Consider the following 17,353-nt stretch of genomic DNA (forward strand, 5'->3'; position numbering starts at 1 on the left):
AGATGACGCGCCTCGCCCGCCAGCTGCCGGTGCCGCTCTACTTCAAGACGCTGCCTAACTGGCCTGCGGTGGAGCAGGGCCTGCGAGAAGGGCGCTGCGATCTCATCCCGCACATCAGCCCGACCCAGCAACCCGAGAACGGCATGTTGCTCAGCCGCACCATGCTGGAGGCGGAGTCCGCCATCCTCTATCGGGGGGATCTGGAGCACGCGGCCTTCCTGGTGTCGCCCATCTGGCAGGCGGGCGAGGTGCTAAAGCGCCTCTACCCCAAGTCGACCCAGCTGCAACTGACCGATGCCGACAACTGGTATCTGGCACTGTTTGCGGAAAAAGGCAGTGCTTACCTCGGTGATTACCTGCAATTGCGATATTTAATGCGGGAGTATCCCGACGAGGGGCTGCGTCTGCGCCGTCTTCGCAGCGACGATCTGGTGGTGGGGTATCGGCTGATGATGCGCGATCGCCCCGAGTTGCAGCAACTGGTGGACACGGCGATCCGCTTCCTGCCGCCGGGCAGTCTCTACCGGGATCTGGGGCGTTATCTGCCCCAGAGCGAGCAGGACATCAATCCCTTGCACTTCACCGACAAGGAGCAGGCCTGGCTCATCGGCACCGCCCGCACCATCAAGCTGGTGGCGGCGCCCGGTTTCATGCCCTACAGCGGCATCAACCAGGAGGGCAGGCTCGCCGGTTGGAGCGGCGACGTGTTGCAGCGAGTGAGCCGCCAGACCGGGCTGAATTTCGAGCTCATTCCGGCCGCCAGCAAGGAGGAGGCGCTGGCCAAGTTGCGCAGCGGGGAGGCGGTCATGATGGCCGGCCTGCAGGAGTCGCCGTCTCTGGGTCAAGAATTCCACTTCACCCGGATCGTGGCCATGAGCCGCTACGCCCTGGTCAGTCGCAAGCTGGGTGCCCATGAGCGCATTGACGAGGTGAAGGGCAAGATAGTGGTGCCCGCCGCACTCTACGATCCGAGCCTGCTGGCCGGGCTCGGTCACCATGAGTGGGTGCGGGTCGATACCCTGCAACAGGGGATCAAGGCGGTGCAGGAGGGGGGCGCCGATGCCATGCTGGCGGAGCTCTATCAGCTGCAATACCCCATGCGCAACAACCTGCTGGCGGACTTAACCATCAAGGAGCTGCCCCAGACCTTCGGCCTGGGTTTTGCCATCCGGGGCGATCAGCCAAGGCTCGCCGGGGTGATGGAGCAGAGTCTGATGACCATCAACGATCGGCAGGTGGACGAGCTGGCCCAGCGTTGGCACCGGCTGATCCTGAACCAGCAGGAGGGGGTCAGCTACGGCTTCTGGCTGGCATCCGTCTTGCTGGCGCTCTTGATCAGCACGGCGGTCATCTGGCTGATCTGGCGCTCCCGCCAGCAACTGGCCCAGGAGGCGCGTGAGCGCCACAAGGCGGAGCAGGCGCTGGCGCTCGAGAGTAAGTTCCGGGAATCCCTGTTCCAGGCGCTGCCGGTGCCCGTGTTCTTGCGAAGCGACAAGGGCGAGATCATCAAGCGCAACAAGCGGGCCAAACAGCTGGAGGCCCGTTACGGGGCCGACCTGCAGCTCCCCGCGCCGCAACTGCAGGGTGGGGAGGGGGAGCTTGGCTTGCGCGAGCAGGTCTACTCCTACGCCCAGATCCCCCTGCAGCTCGGTCTGCAGGCCCCGGCGGGGGATCTCATCGCCCTGTCCGATATCAGCGCCCTGCGCGAGCGCACCCGCTTGCTGCGCCAAGCGGAGCGAAGGCTCAGGGCCCTCACCAATACGGTACCCGGGGTGGTGCTCCAGTTCACCCTGGTGGAGGGCGCCATCGGCCGCATGGAGTTCGTCAGTCGTGGTAGCTATGAGCTGCTGGGGCTGGCGAGCCAACAGATCCGCCTCAATCCCAACGAGACATTGACCCGGCTGGCACGACAGGACAGGCGGGAGATGCGCGCCCCCATGCTGGCCATGCTGCTGGCGGGCCGCCCCTTCTCCCATCTGCTGCGTTATCGCCACCCGAGCAAGGGCAGCCGCTGGCTGCAGTTCTCCGGGCGCGGCCGCCGTCAGGGGCCGGGGTGGCGCATCTATGGGGTGGTACAGGATGTGACCGTCAGGGTCGAGCAGGAGCAGGCGCTGCAGATCTCCCACGAGCAGGCCCAGCAGGCGGTGCTTGCCAAGGGGCGCTTCCTCGCCGCCGTGAGCCATGAAATTCGCACCCCCATGAATGCCATCCTGGGGCTGCTGGAGTGGCTCGATCAGACTTCCCTCTCGCCGGAGCAGACCTCCGCGTTGACCCACGTCAGGCAGGCGGGCAACGAGCTGCTGGGGCTGCTCAACGACGTGCTCGATTTCAGCCGCAACGAGACCCGCCAGCTGCGCCTCTCGCCCCAGCCGACCGATCTGGTGGAGCTGTGCGAGCACGTGGCCGCCGTGCACTGGTCCAAGGCGCGCTCCAAGGGGCTGCAGCTCAGGCTGCACCTCGATCCCAGCCTGCCGGCCCTGCTGGAGCTGGATCCCCACAGGGTGCAACAGGTGCTGCACAACCTGCTCTCCAACGCCATCAAGTTCAGCGAGCGGGGCGAGGTGGTGTTGTGGGCGCGGCGCCAAGGAGACTCGGTTCACTGCGGGGTGGATGACGAGGGGCCTGGTATCAGCGCCGAGCTGCTGCCCAGGCTGTTCCTGCCCTTCGAGCAGGGGGAGGAGCCGGGCCAGACCCGGGCTCAGGGCACGGGCCTCGGGCTTGCCATCTGTCGCCAGCTGATGGAGCAGATGGGAGGCACCATAGCAGTCGATTCCCGGGAGCAGGCGGGCAGCCGCTTCCTCTGCACATTCCCCCTGCGCCCCCTGCGGGAGAAGTCCCACTGGCAACCCCGCGTCAGCGCCCTCTGTCTGCAACTGGAAGGCGAAGAGCTCGCCTACATGCGCGCTTGGCTGAGGGAGGTCTGCGTGACGGAGACCACCATGGCTCCCTGCCTGAGCGCCATGCATGACGAGCAGGGCTTGCGTCATTGGCATTGGCAGGACGAGCCCTGGATCCCGGGCTCGGTCGTCTCCTTGCTGCAACCCAGGCTCAATGTGGGGCCGGAGGAGCGCGCCAGCATGCCGGGTGCAGGTCTGCGGGTGCTGCTGGTCGAAGATCACGAGGTGAACCGGGTGCTGATCAGCATGCAGCTGAGCCAGCTGGGGGCCGAGGTACTGAGCGCGGCCAACGGACGGCTGGCGCTTGAGATCTTGCAGCGACAAGAGGTCGACTTGGTGCTGACGGACCTGCAGATGCCGGTGATGGACGGCGCCGAGCTGTGTAAACAGCTGCGCGCCTCGCCCCGCTGGCAACATCTGCCCGTTTACGTTATTACTGCCGACTTGAGCGAGCAGGCGGCAGAGCGGCTGACCGAGTGCGGCTGCCACGGTCACCTGGACAAGCCGGTTCTGTTAAAAGATCTGGCCATTCTGCTGCGCAGCGTCTCCGGGCAGGGCTCGGAGGCGTTGCCGCAAGAGGAGAGTGACACGCCGAGCTGGGTGAAGGAGGGCCTGATGCCACTGAGCGCCGAGCTGGTCAGCCTCTATCTGGCATCGACCCGCGAGGATCTGGCGGACATTGAGCACTGCGTCACACAAGCGGACATCAATGCCCTCAAGACGGCTTTACACAAGATGAAAGGGGCCGCCAAAATGGTGGGGGCGATGCCGCTGGTCCAGGTGATAGACGCCTGGCAGCAGTCACCCGAGCAGCCCTTGGTTGAGCCGCTGACCCAGGCAGTTGATGAGGTCTGTCGGCAATTGAGCAAGAGAGTATGAGATGATCATCACAGAGGAAGAGTTGTTAGCCCTGCTGGAGGAGGACGTGAGCCTGGCGCCCGTGTTCCACCCCGTCACTGTCTACGCTCTGGACGCCGTCTCCTACCAGGCGGTGAAGGCGGCGGGAGTGCCTGACTATGCCAGCCTGCATCGCACCCAACCCGATCCCCAGTGGCGCTGGGAAGAGGGGCTGGCCAGCAGCGCCATCGCCCTGTTCGACCCGGCGGCCCACGCCGGGGAGCCCTATTTCCCGCAGTTGATGGCCGCAGGGCAGGGGCTCTATCAGATGACTGACCCCTGGCAGGAAGGTCTGCAGGCCCTGGTGCAGCGCTGGCACACCTGGCTGGCCGGATTGCAGGTCTTGTTGCTCGAAGATCATCCCTTCCAGGGCGCCTGCATCCAGCAGGAAATTCAGGAGCTGGGCTTGCCCTGCCAATGGGTGCAGGACGGCGCAAGCTGCCTGCAGGCCCTGGAGCAGGAGCAGATAGGGCTGCTTATCTGCGATCTCAGCCTGGCGGAGCAGGATGCCATCAGCCTGCTGCTGGGCCATCCCCAATACCGCCACAGCGGCCTGCCCATCATCTTGTTGTCCGCCCACGATCAGACCCTGATCGACGGGGCGCGTCGCCTGCTGCACGATGCCGGTTTCAATGTGCTGGCGGCGCTGGCCAAGCCGCTCAAGAGCCTGGATCTGCTGCGGCTGCTCAAGTCCCTCTACCTGGGGCCGCAGCATTCCATCAGGATGCGTGGCTTGAAGCGCACCATCCGCAACTGGCAGGGGGAGCGGCTGGGGCAGTTCGGTTCGCTCACGGGAGCCTCGCCGAGTGGGTCCATCTGGCTGGCGGTGAGTGGCTTGCCTCCCCATTGGGAACAGCTCAAGGCACGGCTGGAGCAGCACGGACGGCTGCCAAACGAGCTGACCCTGGTCGTTCACAAGCGCGATCAGGTGCTAAACCAGTCGGATCGCTTCGCCCTGGTGCTGCAAGGCAGCATGGCCGGGGTGCGGCTGGCGCTCTTGCTCGACAATGGTCAGCATCTGCCATTTGATGAGCTGGAGCGCTTGCCGTTCCAGCATCTGCTGTTGGGGCAACACCTGCTGCAGGAGCTGGAGTCGATGGCGGCAGACTCCCTGCTGAGCCGTTTCATCAACCGCGCCAGAGAGTTAGGGATTGCGCTCTATCTCGATGATCCCTTCAACCTGTTAGATAGCGGCTTGTGGCAGGATCGCGGCATCTCGGGGCGCTGGTGACTCGCTACCTGTGCTGGCCCGCCGATCCCGCGCGTTTGCAGGCGGGCCTGGCGGGCTGGCTCCATCCCGCCACCCGGACAGATCTGCCGATCATGATGGTGGTCGGGGGCCGTGATTGCTGGTTGCGGGAGCTGGCCGGGAGCGATCCGGCGCGCCTCGAAGCCGCCTATGCCGCCCAGAGCGAGCAGAGCCTCTACCTGCGCTTCATGCGCCCCAAACAGCCGCCGAGCGCCGAGCAGCTTGCTTTTTTCATCGACTACCCTCGCGATCCCCAGATTGCGCTGCTGCTGACGGATGCCGAGGGCGTGCCCCTGGCCATGGCCCAGTCTATCCGGCGCCGGTTGCACCCGGATCGGGCCGAGTTTTCCTGCATAGTCGCAGACCACTTCCAGCACAAGGGAGCCGGGCGGCGCATCCTGCTGGCGCTGGCGCTGCTGGCGTACGGGGAGGGGATCCGGGAGTGGACCGCCGAGGTGCTCGGCCAGAATCGCCCCATGCTGGCCCTGCTCAAGGGGCTAGGATTGCCGCTGACCCTGGTCACGGGGCGGGAGATGGTGTTCGTCAGGCTGGATCTCAGCGTGCTGGGCACCCTGGCCTTGAGCCACACATAAGACCAAGGGCGAATGTGCCGGCCCCGGCCCCTGTGCTAAGGTCAGCCTGTTACCCGTCGGAGGAAATCAACCATGGTGCAGTCAGCCAAACATATCGTGATCCTCACAGGTGCCGGCATCTCGGCCGAGTCCGGTATCAAGACATTCAGGGCCAGCGATGGCCTGTGGGAGGAGCACAGGGTTGAGGATGTCGCCACCCCTGAGGGCTATGCACGGGATCCCGTGCTGGTGCAGCATTTCTACAACGCTCGCCGTCATCAATTGCAGCAGCCACATATTCACCCCAATCCGGCCCACTACGCCCTGGCCCGTCTCGAGCGTCTGCTGCCGGGGCGAGTGACCCTCATCACCCAGAACATCGACAATTTGCACAGCGAGGCGGGCAGCAAGAACCTGATCCCCATGCACGGAGAGCTGCTCAAGGCGCGCTGCCCGGTGTCGGGCCAGGTGATCGAATGGCACGGAGATCTTCATCAGGATGAGCTCTGCTCCTGCTGCCAGCTGCCCCAGCCGCTGCGACCCCATGTGGTCTGGTTCGGGGAGATGCCCCTCGGGCTTGACAGGATCTATAGCGCCCTGGCCCAGTGCGATCTCTTCATCTCCATCGGCACCTCGGGGGCCGTCTATCCGGCGGCCGGCTTCGTTCATGAGGCGGGCCTCAATGGTGCCCACACCATAGAGCTCAATCTGGAGCCAAGTGAGGTGGGTAGCCAGTTTGACGAGAAGCGCTACGGCCCCGCGTCCGTGCTGGTGCCCGCCTATGTGGACGAGCTGCTGCAATCCCTCGGGGTGCATCAGCCCAAAGCGGCGCCGGGACACAACTGGATGGAGATGCGTGGCCCATAACTAATGTGTAACAGCACAGTTGCAATGGTTTCATGAAGCCGCCACACTGACCCGTAAACTACCGGGTGCAGCTGGCGCAACGAATCATGAGTATCTTGAAGCATTGGATCGCTTTTTCTCTGCTGGCGCTGACGACGGTCGGCGCCGAGGCATCTTCCCCCCTGTTGCAGTTGGTGCTGCCTGACAAGCAGGCCATCAACCTGGATGAGGCGGCGCTGGCGGCCTTGCCCCAGACCGAGTTCAAGACGGCCACCCCCTGGACCAGCGGGGTACACAGCTACCGCGGGCCTACCCTGGCGCGGGTGCTGGCGTCGCAAGGCGTCAAACACGCCAGCCTCATCAATGTGTCGGCCCTCAACGGTTATCAGCAGCAGCTGGATCTCGCCCAGTTTGCCGAGGTGCCCCTGACCCTAGTGCGCTACGAGGATGACAAGCCGCTGACCCGGCGTAACAAGGGGCCGCTCTGGCTGCTGATGCCGCTCTCGGATCACCCCGAGCTCGATATCTCCCCGATCCACAGTTGCATGGTGTGGCAGATCATTCGTATCGAGGTCATCAAGTGACTCGCCGGCATCGCCACAATCTGCTGCTCGCCGCCATTTCGCTGCTATTTCTTTTTTCCTCCGTGTGGGGTCTGGTCCTGCAAAACCGGCATGAACAGCTGGTCGACATCTTCTATCGCAACATCCACTGGAACATCAGCCAGGTCATGCTGGAGTCCCAGCGTTTCCTCTACGAGCTGCGTCTCTACCGGGCGGGCCGCTTGGACATGGCCACCCTGAGCCTCAATTACGATCTGCTGTGGAATCGGCTGGACGTGTTTTTGATCAGCAGCGAGACCGCCGATGCCCGCACCCGCCATGGGCTGGGGGAGGTCGTGGCCAGGCTGTTTGAGCAGATCAAGGCCCTGGATCCCCAGATGCAGGCCGGGGCGCTGCAAGAAGGGGCTGCCCTGGATGAGGCGCAGGCCCGGATCAGCGCACTGACCGATCAGGTGGAGCAGATAGGAGATCAGATCCTCTCGGGTCAGGAGCGGGAGGCGACTGTCAATCAGCTGCGCCAGAGCCTGTTCTGGCTCCAGATCTGGCAGCTGATCCTGCTGGGGATGGGGGGGATTTTGGTGTTTGCCCTCATTCGCGCCAATTTGCAAAATCGCCGCCTCTCCTTGCTCGATCCCATGACCCGTCTCGGCAACCGCCGCGCCCTGCAGGGGCAACTCAGGCAATCCTTGCAAAAGAGCCGGGCCCTGGCCCTGGTGGTGCTGGATCTGAAGCGTTTCAAGCAGGTCAATGATCTGCTCGGCTATCAGGTCGGTGATCGCCTGCTGCAGACGGTCTCGGCCAAGTTGCGCCAGGCCCATCCTGGCCGGGCCTACCGGCTAGGCGGGGACGAGTTTGCGCTGATCCTGCATGGGGATGAGGCGCGGCTGGAGGCGCAGATGGCGGCCTTGCTGACCTTGTTGCAGTTCGAATTCGTGACCCGGGAGAGCAGCTTTGCGCTGGCATGCCGCTTCGGGGTGGCTCGCCCCGAGGCGCAAGATAGCGCGGATCTCCTGCTGGAGCAGGCCATCCTGGCCCTCAATCAGGCCAAGCGAGAGAGCGCCGAGCTGATCTGGTTCCAGCCGGCCATGAAGGCGGCCCTGGTCATGCACCAGCGTCAGCTGCATCAGTTGCGGGAGTGGCTGGCAGGGGCGGCGCCATCCCCCCTGGAGACGCTGTTTGATGAGCTGGGGGATGAGCGGGGAGAGGTGGTGGCCGCCCTTCGCCTGCGCTGGCGGGTGGGGCAGCAGGGCTGTGACGTCGGCTGGATGCAGGAGCGGGGCATTCTGGGCCCTGTGATCGCCAGGCTGCTCTCTGAATCCAGCCACTCACGGCCCCTGCTGTTGATACTGGAGCAGCAGGCGCAGCTGACCCACGTGCTGGCCTATCTGCCCGTCTTGCCGGAGGGGGCCATGATCCTGGCGCTGCCGACCCTCGCCGAGGATCCCGCGCTGCTGGCCAAGGTGCGCCGCTGTGGCTGCGTGCTGGCCTTGAGCGAGCTCGGCAGCCGGACGCCGGATTGTTTGCGAGCCGGCTGGCCCGTGCACTACTGGCTGCCAGGGGCTGCCGATGAGGTTGCCTTGCTGCAACCGGTGGCGCGGCAATTGGGGCTGGTGCGCCTCGGTCACCCTGGGGTGAGGGAGCTGACGGCCGATACCATGGCGCAGCGGGAAACCTATTGAATCTGAGTGAATAAAAAAGGCGACTGAGGTCGCCTTTTTTATTGGGTTCTGAATTGCCGAGGCTGCGCCATCAGCGGGGGAGGAAGGTGGCGCAAGACTCTCTGATCGTCAGGTTTGGCTCCACCGTGATCATGCGATTATCGATCTGTTCGCCGTTGATCCGCGCCAGCAGGCGGGTGACGGCGAGGCGTCCCAGCTCCTCCTTGGGCTGATTGATGGTGGTGAGCGGCGGCGACATGTATTGGGCCAGGGCCACGTTGTCATAGCCGACCAGGGAGAGATCCTGGGGTATCTTGAGCCCTGCCTGGTGGGCGGCGCTGATGGCGCCCATGGCCATCATGTCGTTGCACACGAACAGGGCGCTCGGCCGACTGGGTTGGCTGAGCAGCCGCAGCATGGCGTCGTGGCCGCTGGCACAGTCGAAGTCCCCTTCCTGGATCCAGGCCGGATTGGGCACAAGGCCCGCCTCCTGCATCGCCTGGGCGTAGCCGGCCAGGCGTTGATCGGCGGGGGCGCGGCTGTGGGGGCCCGTGATGCAGCCGATGTCGGTGTGACCTAGGGCCAGCAGGTGACGGGTGGCCAGGTAACCGCCGCGATGGGAGTTATCGGCGATAAGATCCACTTCCTTGTTTTCCATGCCCCAGTCCATCACCACCACAGGCAGGCTCTTGAGCCAGTCGAGCTGATTGAACACCTCCTGCTGCCCCTCGCTGCACATGATGAGCAGGCCATCGACCCGTTTTCTGAGCATCATCTTGAGGTAGGAGAGGGCCGTCTCGGCCTGACCCTCGGTGTTGCCCAGCATCAGGTTGTAGCCTTGCTCGAAACAATAGCGCTCCACCCCGCGCACCACTTCCGCGAAGAAGGGGTTGCTGGAGGTGGTGACCAGCATGCCGATACTGTTGGTCTCCTTCACCTTGAGGCTGCGGGCCACCAGGCTCGGGGCATAGTTGAGGGCCTGCATGGCGGCGAACACCCGCTCCCGGGTCTCCTCGGCCACGAAGCGGGTCTCGTTGATGACGTGGGAAACCGTGGTGGTGGAGACCCCGGCCCGCGCCGCCACCTCCTTGATGTTGGCCATCAGAACCCCTGGGCAAGGTGGGCCTGCAGGAAGGCATCCACCTCTGTCTTGGCCGGGATGGAGCTCTGGGCCCCCAGTCGGGTGACCGAGAGGGCCGCCGCGCCGTGGGCAAAGCGCACCGCGGCGCTAAAATCTGCTCCCGCAAGCTCCGCTGCCAGCAGGGCACCGTTGAAGGTATCACCTGCGGCAGTGGTATCCACTGCTGCGACCTTAAATCCTGGTATGAGTATCTGGCGGTCATGGTGGCTGCAATAGACCCCTTGCGAGCCCAGCGTGATCATCACCTCAGCTATGCCCATCTGGTGGAAGCGGGCGGCGGCCTTGGCGGCGCTTGTCTCGTCGGTCACCTTGATGCCGGTCAGCAGCTCTGCCTCGGTCTGGTTCGGGGTGATGAGATCCACCAGGGCCAGCAGCTCATCGGAGAGCGGCCGAGCCGGCGCCGGGTTCAGCACCACCCGGGTGCCGTGGGCACGAGCCAGTCTGGCGGCTTCGAACACGCTCTCCAGCGGCACTTCCAGTTGCAGCAGCAGGGTGTGGGCGGCGGCAATCATGGCCTCGTGACTCTTGACCATGGCGGGGGAGAGGGCGCCGTTGGCCTCGGCTGAGATGCCGATGCTGTTCTCCCCTTCGTCACTCACATAGATGATGGCGATGCCGGTGGGTAGCTGCTCATCGAGTTCCACCGCGCTCACGTCGATGCCGTCGTTGGCGAAGCCATCGCGCATCTGGCGACCGATGGCATCGTCTCCGACCCGGGCGATGAAGGAGACTTCTGCACCTAACCGGGCGGCGGCGACCGCCTGATTGGCGCCCTTGCCACCGGGGACAATCTTGTAACCATGGCCGGTCAGGGTTTCACCCGGACGGGGAAAGTGGGGTACGCGCAGCACATGATCGGCATTGACACTGCCCAGCACAACGAGACGGTTCATAGTCATTACTCCTGATGCATCCTGGCTTGGGCACGGCATGAGCCCAAGCCAGGGGGCACGAAAAGCGGGAAGGGGGAGGCAAGCCTCCCCCTGATTGCGATTACTTGCTGACGATCTGCAGCGGTACCGGAATGGACTTCTCGACCGGTTGGCCCTTGAGCACCTTGTCGGCGGTTTCCACGCCGATGGCACCGATCAGCGCCGGTTGCTGGGCCACGGTGGCGGCCAGTTTACCCTTGGCCACGGCGGCTTTGCCATCGTCTGTGCCATCGAAGCCGACGATCATCACTTCCTTGCCGGCGGCCTGTACGGCGCGAATGGCACCGAGTGCCATCTCGTCGTTCTGGGCGAACACCGCCTGCACGGTCGGGTGGGCGGCCATCAGGTTTTCCATGACGTTCAGACCCTTGGTGCGGTCAAAGTCGGCGGGTTGGGAGGCCAGCACCTGCAGCTTGTTGGCGGCCACGGCCAGGGCGAAGCCTTCGCCACGGTCACGGGCGGCGGAGGTGCCGGCGATCCCTTCGAGCTGGATCACCTTGGCGCCAGTGCCGAGCTTCTCGGTGATGAAGTCACCGGCCAGCTTGCCGCCCGCCACGTTGTCGGAGGCGATATGGGCCTTCACGTCCCCTTGCGCCGCGCCGCGGTCCAGGGTCAGCACAGGGATGTTGGCCTTGTTGGCCAGACGAATGGCGTTACCAACGGCTTCGGAGTCGGTCGGGTTGATCAGGATGGCGTTGACCTTGCGCACGGTCAGATCTTCCACGTTGGAGAGCTCCTTGGCCGGGTCATTTTGAGAGTCCAGCACCACCAGCTCGTAGCCAAGCTCCTTGGCCTTGGCTTCCGCCCCTTCCTTCATGGTGACAAAGAAGGGGTTGTTGAGGGTGGAGACCACCATGGCCAGGGTGTGATCGGCTGCCTGGGCGGTGCCCAGCACGGACATGATGGCGGCGGCGAGCAGGGTATTGAGCTTTTTCATCGTTTCATTCCTTGTGTGTGGCTGGTTTGGGTTGTTATTTATTGCTTTTGTTATCGATCATCACGGCAAGCAGGATCACGCTGGCCTTGGCAATCATCTGGTAATAGGAGGAGACGTCGAGCAGGTTCAGGGCGTTGTTGAGGAAGCCGATGATGAGGGCGCCTATCAGGGTCCCCATGATGCGGCCCTTGCCTCCCATCAGGCTGGTACCCCCCAGCACCACGGCGGCGATGGCATCCAGCTCATACCCCATGCCGGCGGTCGGCTGGGCAGAGGAGAGGCGGGAGGTGACGATGAGGCCCGCCAGTGCCGACAGCATGCCGCACAGACCATAAACCGCCAGCTTCACCCGATCCACGTTGATGCCGGAGAGGCGAGTAGCGGACTCGTTACCGCCCAAGGCATAGATGTAGCGGCCCAGGCGAGTGTGGTTGAGCATGAACCAGGCCAGCAGGAAGACGATGGCCATCAGCCAGATGGGGGCGGGCAGCCCGAACAGGTAGCCGGTCCCGAGCCAGGCGAAGTGATCGGCGCCATCGCTGAACCCGGTGGAGATGGGGCGTCCTTCGGTGTAGACCATGGTCACGCCGCGCAGGGCCGTCATGGTCACCAGGGTGGCGATGAAGGCCTGCACCTTGCCCTTGGCAATGATGAGACCACTGATGCTGCCAAGCAGGGCGCCGGCACCCAGGGTCAGCGGCACCACCACAGCGATGGGCAGATCCATGGCCACCATGGAGGCGGCCAGGGCGCCGCACAGGGCCAGCACAGATCCCACCGAGAGATCGATGCCGCCGGTCAGGATAACCAGCGTCATGCCGACCGCTATGATGGCGTTGACCGAGGTCTGGCGCAGTATGTTGAGCAGGTTGTCGGCGGTAAAGAAGTTCGGGCTCAAGAAAGAGACCACCGCGATCAGCACCAGGAGAGCTATCAGGGACTTGTTCTCTATCCACCAGCTCTTGCTCATGATGCCGCGGCTGGGAAGGGTTTGGGTTGTCATTGCTGTGCCTCTTGCTCTGCTTGCCACTGTTTACCCACTGCCGCCGCCATCAGTTTCTCCTGATTGGCGTCCTGGGCCATGAATTCTGCGCTGATGCGCCCTTCGTGCATCACCAGGATGCGATCGCTCATGCCGAGCACTTCCGGCATCTCGGAGGAGACCAGGATGATGCTCATCCCCTCCTTCTTGAACTGGTTGATCAGCTGATAAATTTCCTTTTTGGCCCCCACGTCCACGCCGCGGGTCGGCTCGTCGAGGATCAGCACCTTGGGCCGGGTCAGCAGCCCCTTGGCGATGGCCACCTTCTGCTGGTTGCCGCCGGAGAGCAGCTTGATCAGCTGATCCTGACTCGGGGTCTTGATGTTGAACAGGCGTACATAATCGCTCACCGCCTGACGCTCGGCCTTGCCGTCAATCTTGCCGCCAATCTTTCCATATGAGCAGAATTCAGTGAGGGCGCACAGGCTCATGTTCTCGCGCACCGAGAGCTCCAGCACCAGGCCATCCCCCTTGCGATCCTCCGAGATGTAGGCGATGCCGGCGGCCAGGCCATCGGCAGGGCTGCGTGGCTGCAAGACATTGCCATCCACGGCTATCTCACCGGCCGTGACGAGGTTGGCGCCGTAGATAAGCTTCATCAGCTCGGTACGACCGGATCCCATCAGGCCGCTGAAGCCCAGGATCTCCCCCTGATGCAGGGCGAAATCCACCCCGCGCACGCCGGGGCCGGCCAGCGCCTTGACCTGCAGGCTGACGGGGCCGAGCTCGCGCTTGAGACGCGGGTACTGCTCCTCCAGCCGGCGGCCCACCATCATCTCGATGATCTTGTCTTCATCGAGCTCGCTCACCGCCTTCTCGCCGATCCACTTGCCATCGCGCAGCACCGTGACCCGATCGCAGATCTGGAAAATTTCTTTCAAGCGATGGGAGATGTAGACGATGCCGCAGCCCTGCTCGCGCAACTCGCGGATGACAGCAAACAGCTGATCCGTCTCTGTGTCGGTGAGGGCATCGGTCGGCTCGTCCATGATGATGACGCTGGCATCAAAGGAGAGCGCCTTGGCTATCTCCACCATCTGCTGCTCGCCGATGGAGAGATCCCCGAGCCGGGTGTCCGGCCCGTGCTTGACCCCGAGCCGCACCAGCAAAGTGCTGGCCCGCTCACGCAACTGGCGGTGATCTATGTTGCCAAAGCGGGTGCGTGGCTCGCGGCCGAGGAAGATGTTGGCGGCAATGGACAATTCCGGCAGCAGGTTCAGCTCCTGGTGGATGATGCTGATGCCCTGATCCTGGGAATCCCGCGGTCCCTTGAAGTGGACCGGCTGACCGCGGTAGCTGACGCTGCCCGCATCGGCCTGATAGATGCCGGTCAGCACCTTCATCAGGGTGGACTTGCCGGCGCCGTTCTCGCCGAGCAGGGCCATCACCTGACCCGGGTAAACCCGCAGGCCCGCCTCATCGAGGGCGCGCACACCGGGGAAGGTCTTGACGATCCCGCTGAGTTCCAGAATGGGCGAGGGGGCCGAGGAGGTTGTGCTCATTTGCAGCTTCCTTTGAGGGCTTGTTTGATCACTTAGAACGCCACGCCGGCGCAGAGGATGAGGTTGGCGTAAGGGGTGACCTCACCGCTGCGCACGACAGCCTTGCTCTGATGGGAGCGGGCCTTGAACTCCTGGTGAAGGCAGTACTCTATGGTGATGGGCTTGCCCTGATCACGGGCGTGCTCGGCAATCTGATCAAGCAGGGCCTGATGGGCCAGCGGGCTGACCGTCTTGAGCTCGCTCGCCATGATGACCTTCTCCACCACCAGATCGGTGAACAGGGCGGCCACCACTGTCTGCAGGCTGGGGGTGCCCGCCATCAGTGCCAAGTCGATGCGCTCGGGACCGACCGGAATGGGCAGACCCGCATCGCAGACCGTGATCTCGTCGGTGTGACCCATGGTTGCCAGCAGGGCACTCAGGGGAGCATTGAGCAGTACGCCTCGTTTCATACAGCACCTCATTTTTAGCACAGACGCGGGTTAGGGCCCGTCTTCGTATGCTATTTGTTCTGCAAGGCAACCGGTTACGCAACCGGTTGCGTCATGGGGTGGAAGATAGGCCTTATCCGTTAACGGGTCTAGGAACAGATGACGAAAATGTGAAAACGATCTCAATGCGGGGCAAACATGAAGTACAAATGGGGCCAGCAGAGCGCTGGCCCGCGGGGGATCAGATGATCAGCGCCTGTTGCACGGCGGGGCGGGCCAACATGCGCGCCGTGTGGGCGGCCACCTTGGGGAACTCGTCGATGGCGACTCCGTCACTCTTGAGCCAGCTCGCCACCACGTACAGATAGATGTCGGCCAGGCTGAAGCGATCTCCCAGCACCCAGGGACCGGCCAGGTAGTGGTGCTCTATCTCGGCAAAGCCATCGCGCATGTTTTGCGGCATCTTGGCCTGCATAGCGGCGATGGCTTGCTCATCGTCGGCCCAGCGACTGCCGCGCCGGCCATGGGCGTGGGAGACGTGCACAGTGGAGGCGAGGAAGCTGTTGACCTCCTGCATGCGCGCCAACAAGAAGGGATCGTCGAGGGGGGCGAGCCCGACGGCCGGGAAGCGCTGGGCCACATAGAGCAGCAGGGCCGGGGTTTCGGTCAGCACGCCGCGCTCTGTGACCAGGGCTGGCACCCGCCCCTTGGGGTTGATGGCGAGATAGGCGGGAGAGCGCTGCTCGGCGACGGAAAAGTCGACGAGTTTGAGTCGGTGCGGGGCGCCGGCCTCCACCAGGGCGATGCGAACCGCCATGGCGCAGGTGCCGGGGGCGAGGTAGAGCGTCAGATCAGACATGGCAGGTCTCCTTGTGTACGAGTCAGGGGATGGGAGTCAGGGGTCAAGCCCGGCAAGGTCGCCGGACAGGCCTTCGGCATCCTACCCCCATGCGCCTCCCGGGCCAAGGGAGAGTTGTTCGAGTCACTGCCGAGGCCATATCAGGGCCCAATCTTGTATGGAAAAATTGAACACCTTTGTGTGAAATCAATGACTTTCTGAACAGAAGATAACAGGAAAAACGGCTACGCATGCCCGGTCAAATCGCTATAATGTGCCACTTTGGATCAGTCGCTTTCGATGTTGGATAGTCAATTGAGTAATAAAATGCGGATCGGTGGAACCCTCGAACAGTCCCTCAGCCAGGGATATCGTCTGGACCTGCAAGGGGTGTTGAAAGAGGGCTGGCAACAGACCCGGCGCACCGGTTTCGGCCTGGCGCTGGCCATCGCCGGGGTGATGGCGATCTGGATCCTGCTGAGCAATACCCTGCTGACCCCCTATGTGAGCAAAGAGGGGGACATGGACATGGCCCTGGTATTGAGCCTGCTCATCACAGTGGTGATGTCCCCCATGACCTCCTCCCTCGACATGCTGGGCTTGCAGCAATCCGTGGGGGTGCGGGCCCGGCCAAACCAGGTGTTCGACTTCTTCCGTCACTTCCTGCGCCTCGGTAGCCTGAGTCTGCTCGGCAGCCTCATCACCAGCCTGTTTGGCCCCTTGTTCGAACTGGTGGGCTTGCCGGTGGTGCTGGCCTTCATTCCCTCGGCCCTGGTTGGCATGGGGCTGGTGTTCACCGTGCCCCTGGTGCTGGAGCGCGGCCTGTCACCGGCCCAGGCCATCCTGGTCTCCCTCAAGCTGTTCGCCCGTGGCTGGTCCAGCATAGTGTTGCTGCACGGGGTCATGATGGTGCTGTTCGTACTGGCCGTCATTCCCATGGGCCTGGGACTTATCTGGGTGGCGCCCCTCTACTTCAACTGCAAGGGGATCCTCTATCGGGACCTGTGCGGGGTTGCCGTCGAGGTGACCGAAGTGGGGGAGCAGAATACCCCGCAGGGGCCGGATCACTTCAACGCCTGAGCGGCGGATGCAAAAGGATTGCACATGACAAAGATGAGTGCGGGCCTCGCGGCCACCCTGCTGTTGCTGCCAACCCTGGCACTGGCAGCGCCTTCCCTTGCGTCGCAACAACTGGAGCTGCAATACGCCACCTTCTACAGCCAGATGAAGACCGCCGCCAAGGGGGATTTTGGTCAGGCCCGGCTCGGCTTTTACCTGACCGATCCGCAAAACGGTCAGCGCTGCACCCTGCTCTCGGCCCGGGTATCGACCCCGGAGCGGGAAGTGCCCGCCGAGGTGACGGTGGACAGCGAGCTGCGCCTGCCCTATGACGACGATCTTAATCTCGACAAGGCCAGCGTCTGGGTCGAACTGGGCGAGCCCCATGAGCGCTGCGATCTGTCGGTGCAGGTGATGGCCGATGCCTCGTCGGGAAAGATGGCGGTGCATGAGCTGCAACAGCGCGCGCAAGAGATGCAGAGCCTGCTGGACAAGCTGGCGGGCATGATAGGCAAGCATTTCCTACCCGCCATGGAGGGGGTGCGCATCAGCCTGGTCAGCCCGAGCGGCACCGCCTATCTCGTCGATGGCGATCGCAAGCAGGCCTTGCCCTGGCAGGATGGCCAGCTGCTGCTTGGCAATGAGCTGCTCACCCAGTTTGCGGCGGGTTCATTGCAACTAGAAGGCGAGATCCTGCGCCTGACCCCCTGGCTGCACAAGGGCTGAGGCGGGCGCGAGCTTGCAGACCCTATCAACATCGAGATCTAGTCATAAAAAAGGAGCGCCAGG

The 17,353-nt window shown here is 63.6% G+C and carries 15 protein-coding genes; 8 read left to right on the top strand and 7 right to left on the bottom strand.

Features of this window, described 5'->3' with window-relative positions; translation table 11 throughout:
• Positions 1-2: 2 nt before the first annotated feature.
• The 6 genes from CUC44_RS01570 to CUC44_RS01595 all read left to right on the top strand — a co-directional run bounded on the left by CUC44_RS01570 (position 3) and on the right by CUC44_RS01595 (position 8,703).
• Positions 3-3,776 carry an ATP-binding protein gene (locus CUC44_RS01570; protein ID WP_100858257.1) on the top strand — a complete coding sequence of 1,258 codons (3,774 nt, stop codon included), beginning with the start codon at positions 3-5 and terminating at the stop codon, positions 3,774-3,776.
• A 1-nt stretch (position 3,777) separates the two neighbouring features.
• Positions 3,778-5,025: a response regulator gene (locus CUC44_RS01575; protein WP_100858258.1), complete on the top strand. Its 1,248-nt coding sequence runs from the start codon at positions 3,778-3,780 to the stop codon at positions 5,023-5,025.
• The gene (locus CUC44_RS01580) at positions 5,022-5,636 is read left to right on the top strand and encodes a GNAT family N-acetyltransferase (RefSeq protein WP_100858259.1); all 615 of its coding nucleotides are present in this window, start codon (positions 5,022-5,024) and stop codon (positions 5,634-5,636) included. Before CUC44_RS01575 ends, CUC44_RS01580 begins: the two co-directional genes overlap by 4 nt.
• A 72-nt stretch (positions 5,637-5,708) precedes the next feature.
• Positions 5,709-6,482 carry a Sir2 family NAD+-dependent deacetylase gene (cobB, locus tag CUC44_RS01585; RefSeq protein ID WP_100858260.1) on the top strand — a complete coding sequence of 258 codons (774 nt, stop codon included), beginning with the start codon at positions 5,709-5,711 and terminating at the stop codon, positions 6,480-6,482.
• A gap of 86 nt (positions 6,483-6,568) precedes the next feature.
• Complete coding sequence (locus tag CUC44_RS01590) at positions 6,569-7,045, top strand: putative pterin-binding protein (protein ID WP_100858530.1); 477 nt, start codon at positions 6,569-6,571, stop codon at positions 7,043-7,045.
• On the top strand, positions 7,042-8,703 hold the full coding sequence (locus tag CUC44_RS01595) for a GGDEF domain-containing protein (protein ID WP_100858261.1): 1,662 nt from the start codon (positions 7,042-7,044) through the stop codon (positions 8,701-8,703). Before CUC44_RS01590 ends, CUC44_RS01595 begins: the two co-directional genes overlap by 4 nt.
• 70 nt (positions 8,704-8,773) lie before the next feature.
• Here CUC44_RS01595 and CUC44_RS01600 read toward each other — a convergent pair whose 3' ends face one another.
• From CUC44_RS01600 to CUC44_RS01630, 7 genes are all read right to left on the bottom strand, one after another.
• Complete coding sequence (locus CUC44_RS01600) at positions 8,774-9,784, bottom strand: substrate-binding domain-containing protein (RefSeq protein ID WP_100858262.1); 1,011 nt, start codon at positions 9,782-9,784, stop codon at positions 8,774-8,776.
• Positions 9,784-10,716 (bottom strand): ribokinase, encoded by a 933-nt coding sequence (gene rbsK / locus CUC44_RS01605; RefSeq protein ID WP_100858263.1) that lies wholly within the window; start codon positions 10,714-10,716, stop codon positions 9,784-9,786. The genes CUC44_RS01600 and rbsK overlap by 1 nt, the downstream gene beginning before the upstream one ends.
• Positions 10,717-10,816: 100 nt before the next feature.
• Positions 10,817-11,692 (bottom strand): ribose ABC transporter substrate-binding protein RbsB, encoded by an 876-nt coding sequence (gene rbsB / locus CUC44_RS01610; RefSeq protein WP_100858264.1) that lies wholly within the window; start codon positions 11,690-11,692, stop codon positions 10,817-10,819.
• Between the two features lie 34 nt (positions 11,693-11,726).
• Positions 11,727-12,695: a ribose ABC transporter permease gene (gene rbsC / locus CUC44_RS01615; protein WP_100858265.1), complete on the bottom strand. Its 969-nt coding sequence runs from the start codon at positions 12,693-12,695 to the stop codon at positions 11,727-11,729.
• On the bottom strand, positions 12,692-14,236 hold the full coding sequence (rbsA, locus tag CUC44_RS01620; protein WP_100858266.1) for a ribose ABC transporter ATP-binding protein RbsA: 1,545 nt from the start codon (positions 14,234-14,236) through the stop codon (positions 12,692-12,694). The genes rbsC and rbsA overlap by 4 nt, the downstream gene beginning before the upstream one ends.
• Before the next feature lie 32 nt (positions 14,237-14,268).
• Positions 14,269-14,688, bottom strand: coding sequence for a D-ribose pyranase (gene rbsD, locus CUC44_RS01625; protein WP_100858267.1), 420 nt, complete (start codon positions 14,686-14,688; stop codon positions 14,269-14,271).
• Between the two features lie 220 nt (positions 14,689-14,908).
• A complete protein-coding gene (locus CUC44_RS01630; RefSeq protein ID WP_100858268.1) occupies positions 14,909-15,526 on the bottom strand; it encodes a glutathione S-transferase family protein in 618 nt (205 codons plus the stop codon).
• Between the two features lie 306 nt (positions 15,527-15,832).
• Between CUC44_RS01630 and CUC44_RS01635 the strand changes: the two genes are divergently transcribed.
• Both CUC44_RS01635 and CUC44_RS01640 read left to right on the top strand, forming a co-directional pair.
• Entirely contained in the window at positions 15,833-16,585 is a 753-nt protein-coding gene (locus tag CUC44_RS01635; protein ID WP_167388741.1) for a DUF2189 domain-containing protein, read from the top strand.
• 24 nt (positions 16,586-16,609) lie between these two features.
• Complete coding sequence (locus CUC44_RS01640; protein WP_100858270.1) at positions 16,610-17,290, top strand: DUF2987 domain-containing protein; 681 nt, start codon at positions 16,610-16,612, stop codon at positions 17,288-17,290.
• The last annotated feature ends 63 nt before the right edge of the window (positions 17,291-17,353 follow it).

It is taken from the genome of Aeromonas lusitana (genome assembly GCF_002812985.1).
Taxonomy (GTDB): Bacteria; Pseudomonadota; Gammaproteobacteria; order Enterobacterales; family Aeromonadaceae; genus Aeromonas; species Aeromonas lusitana.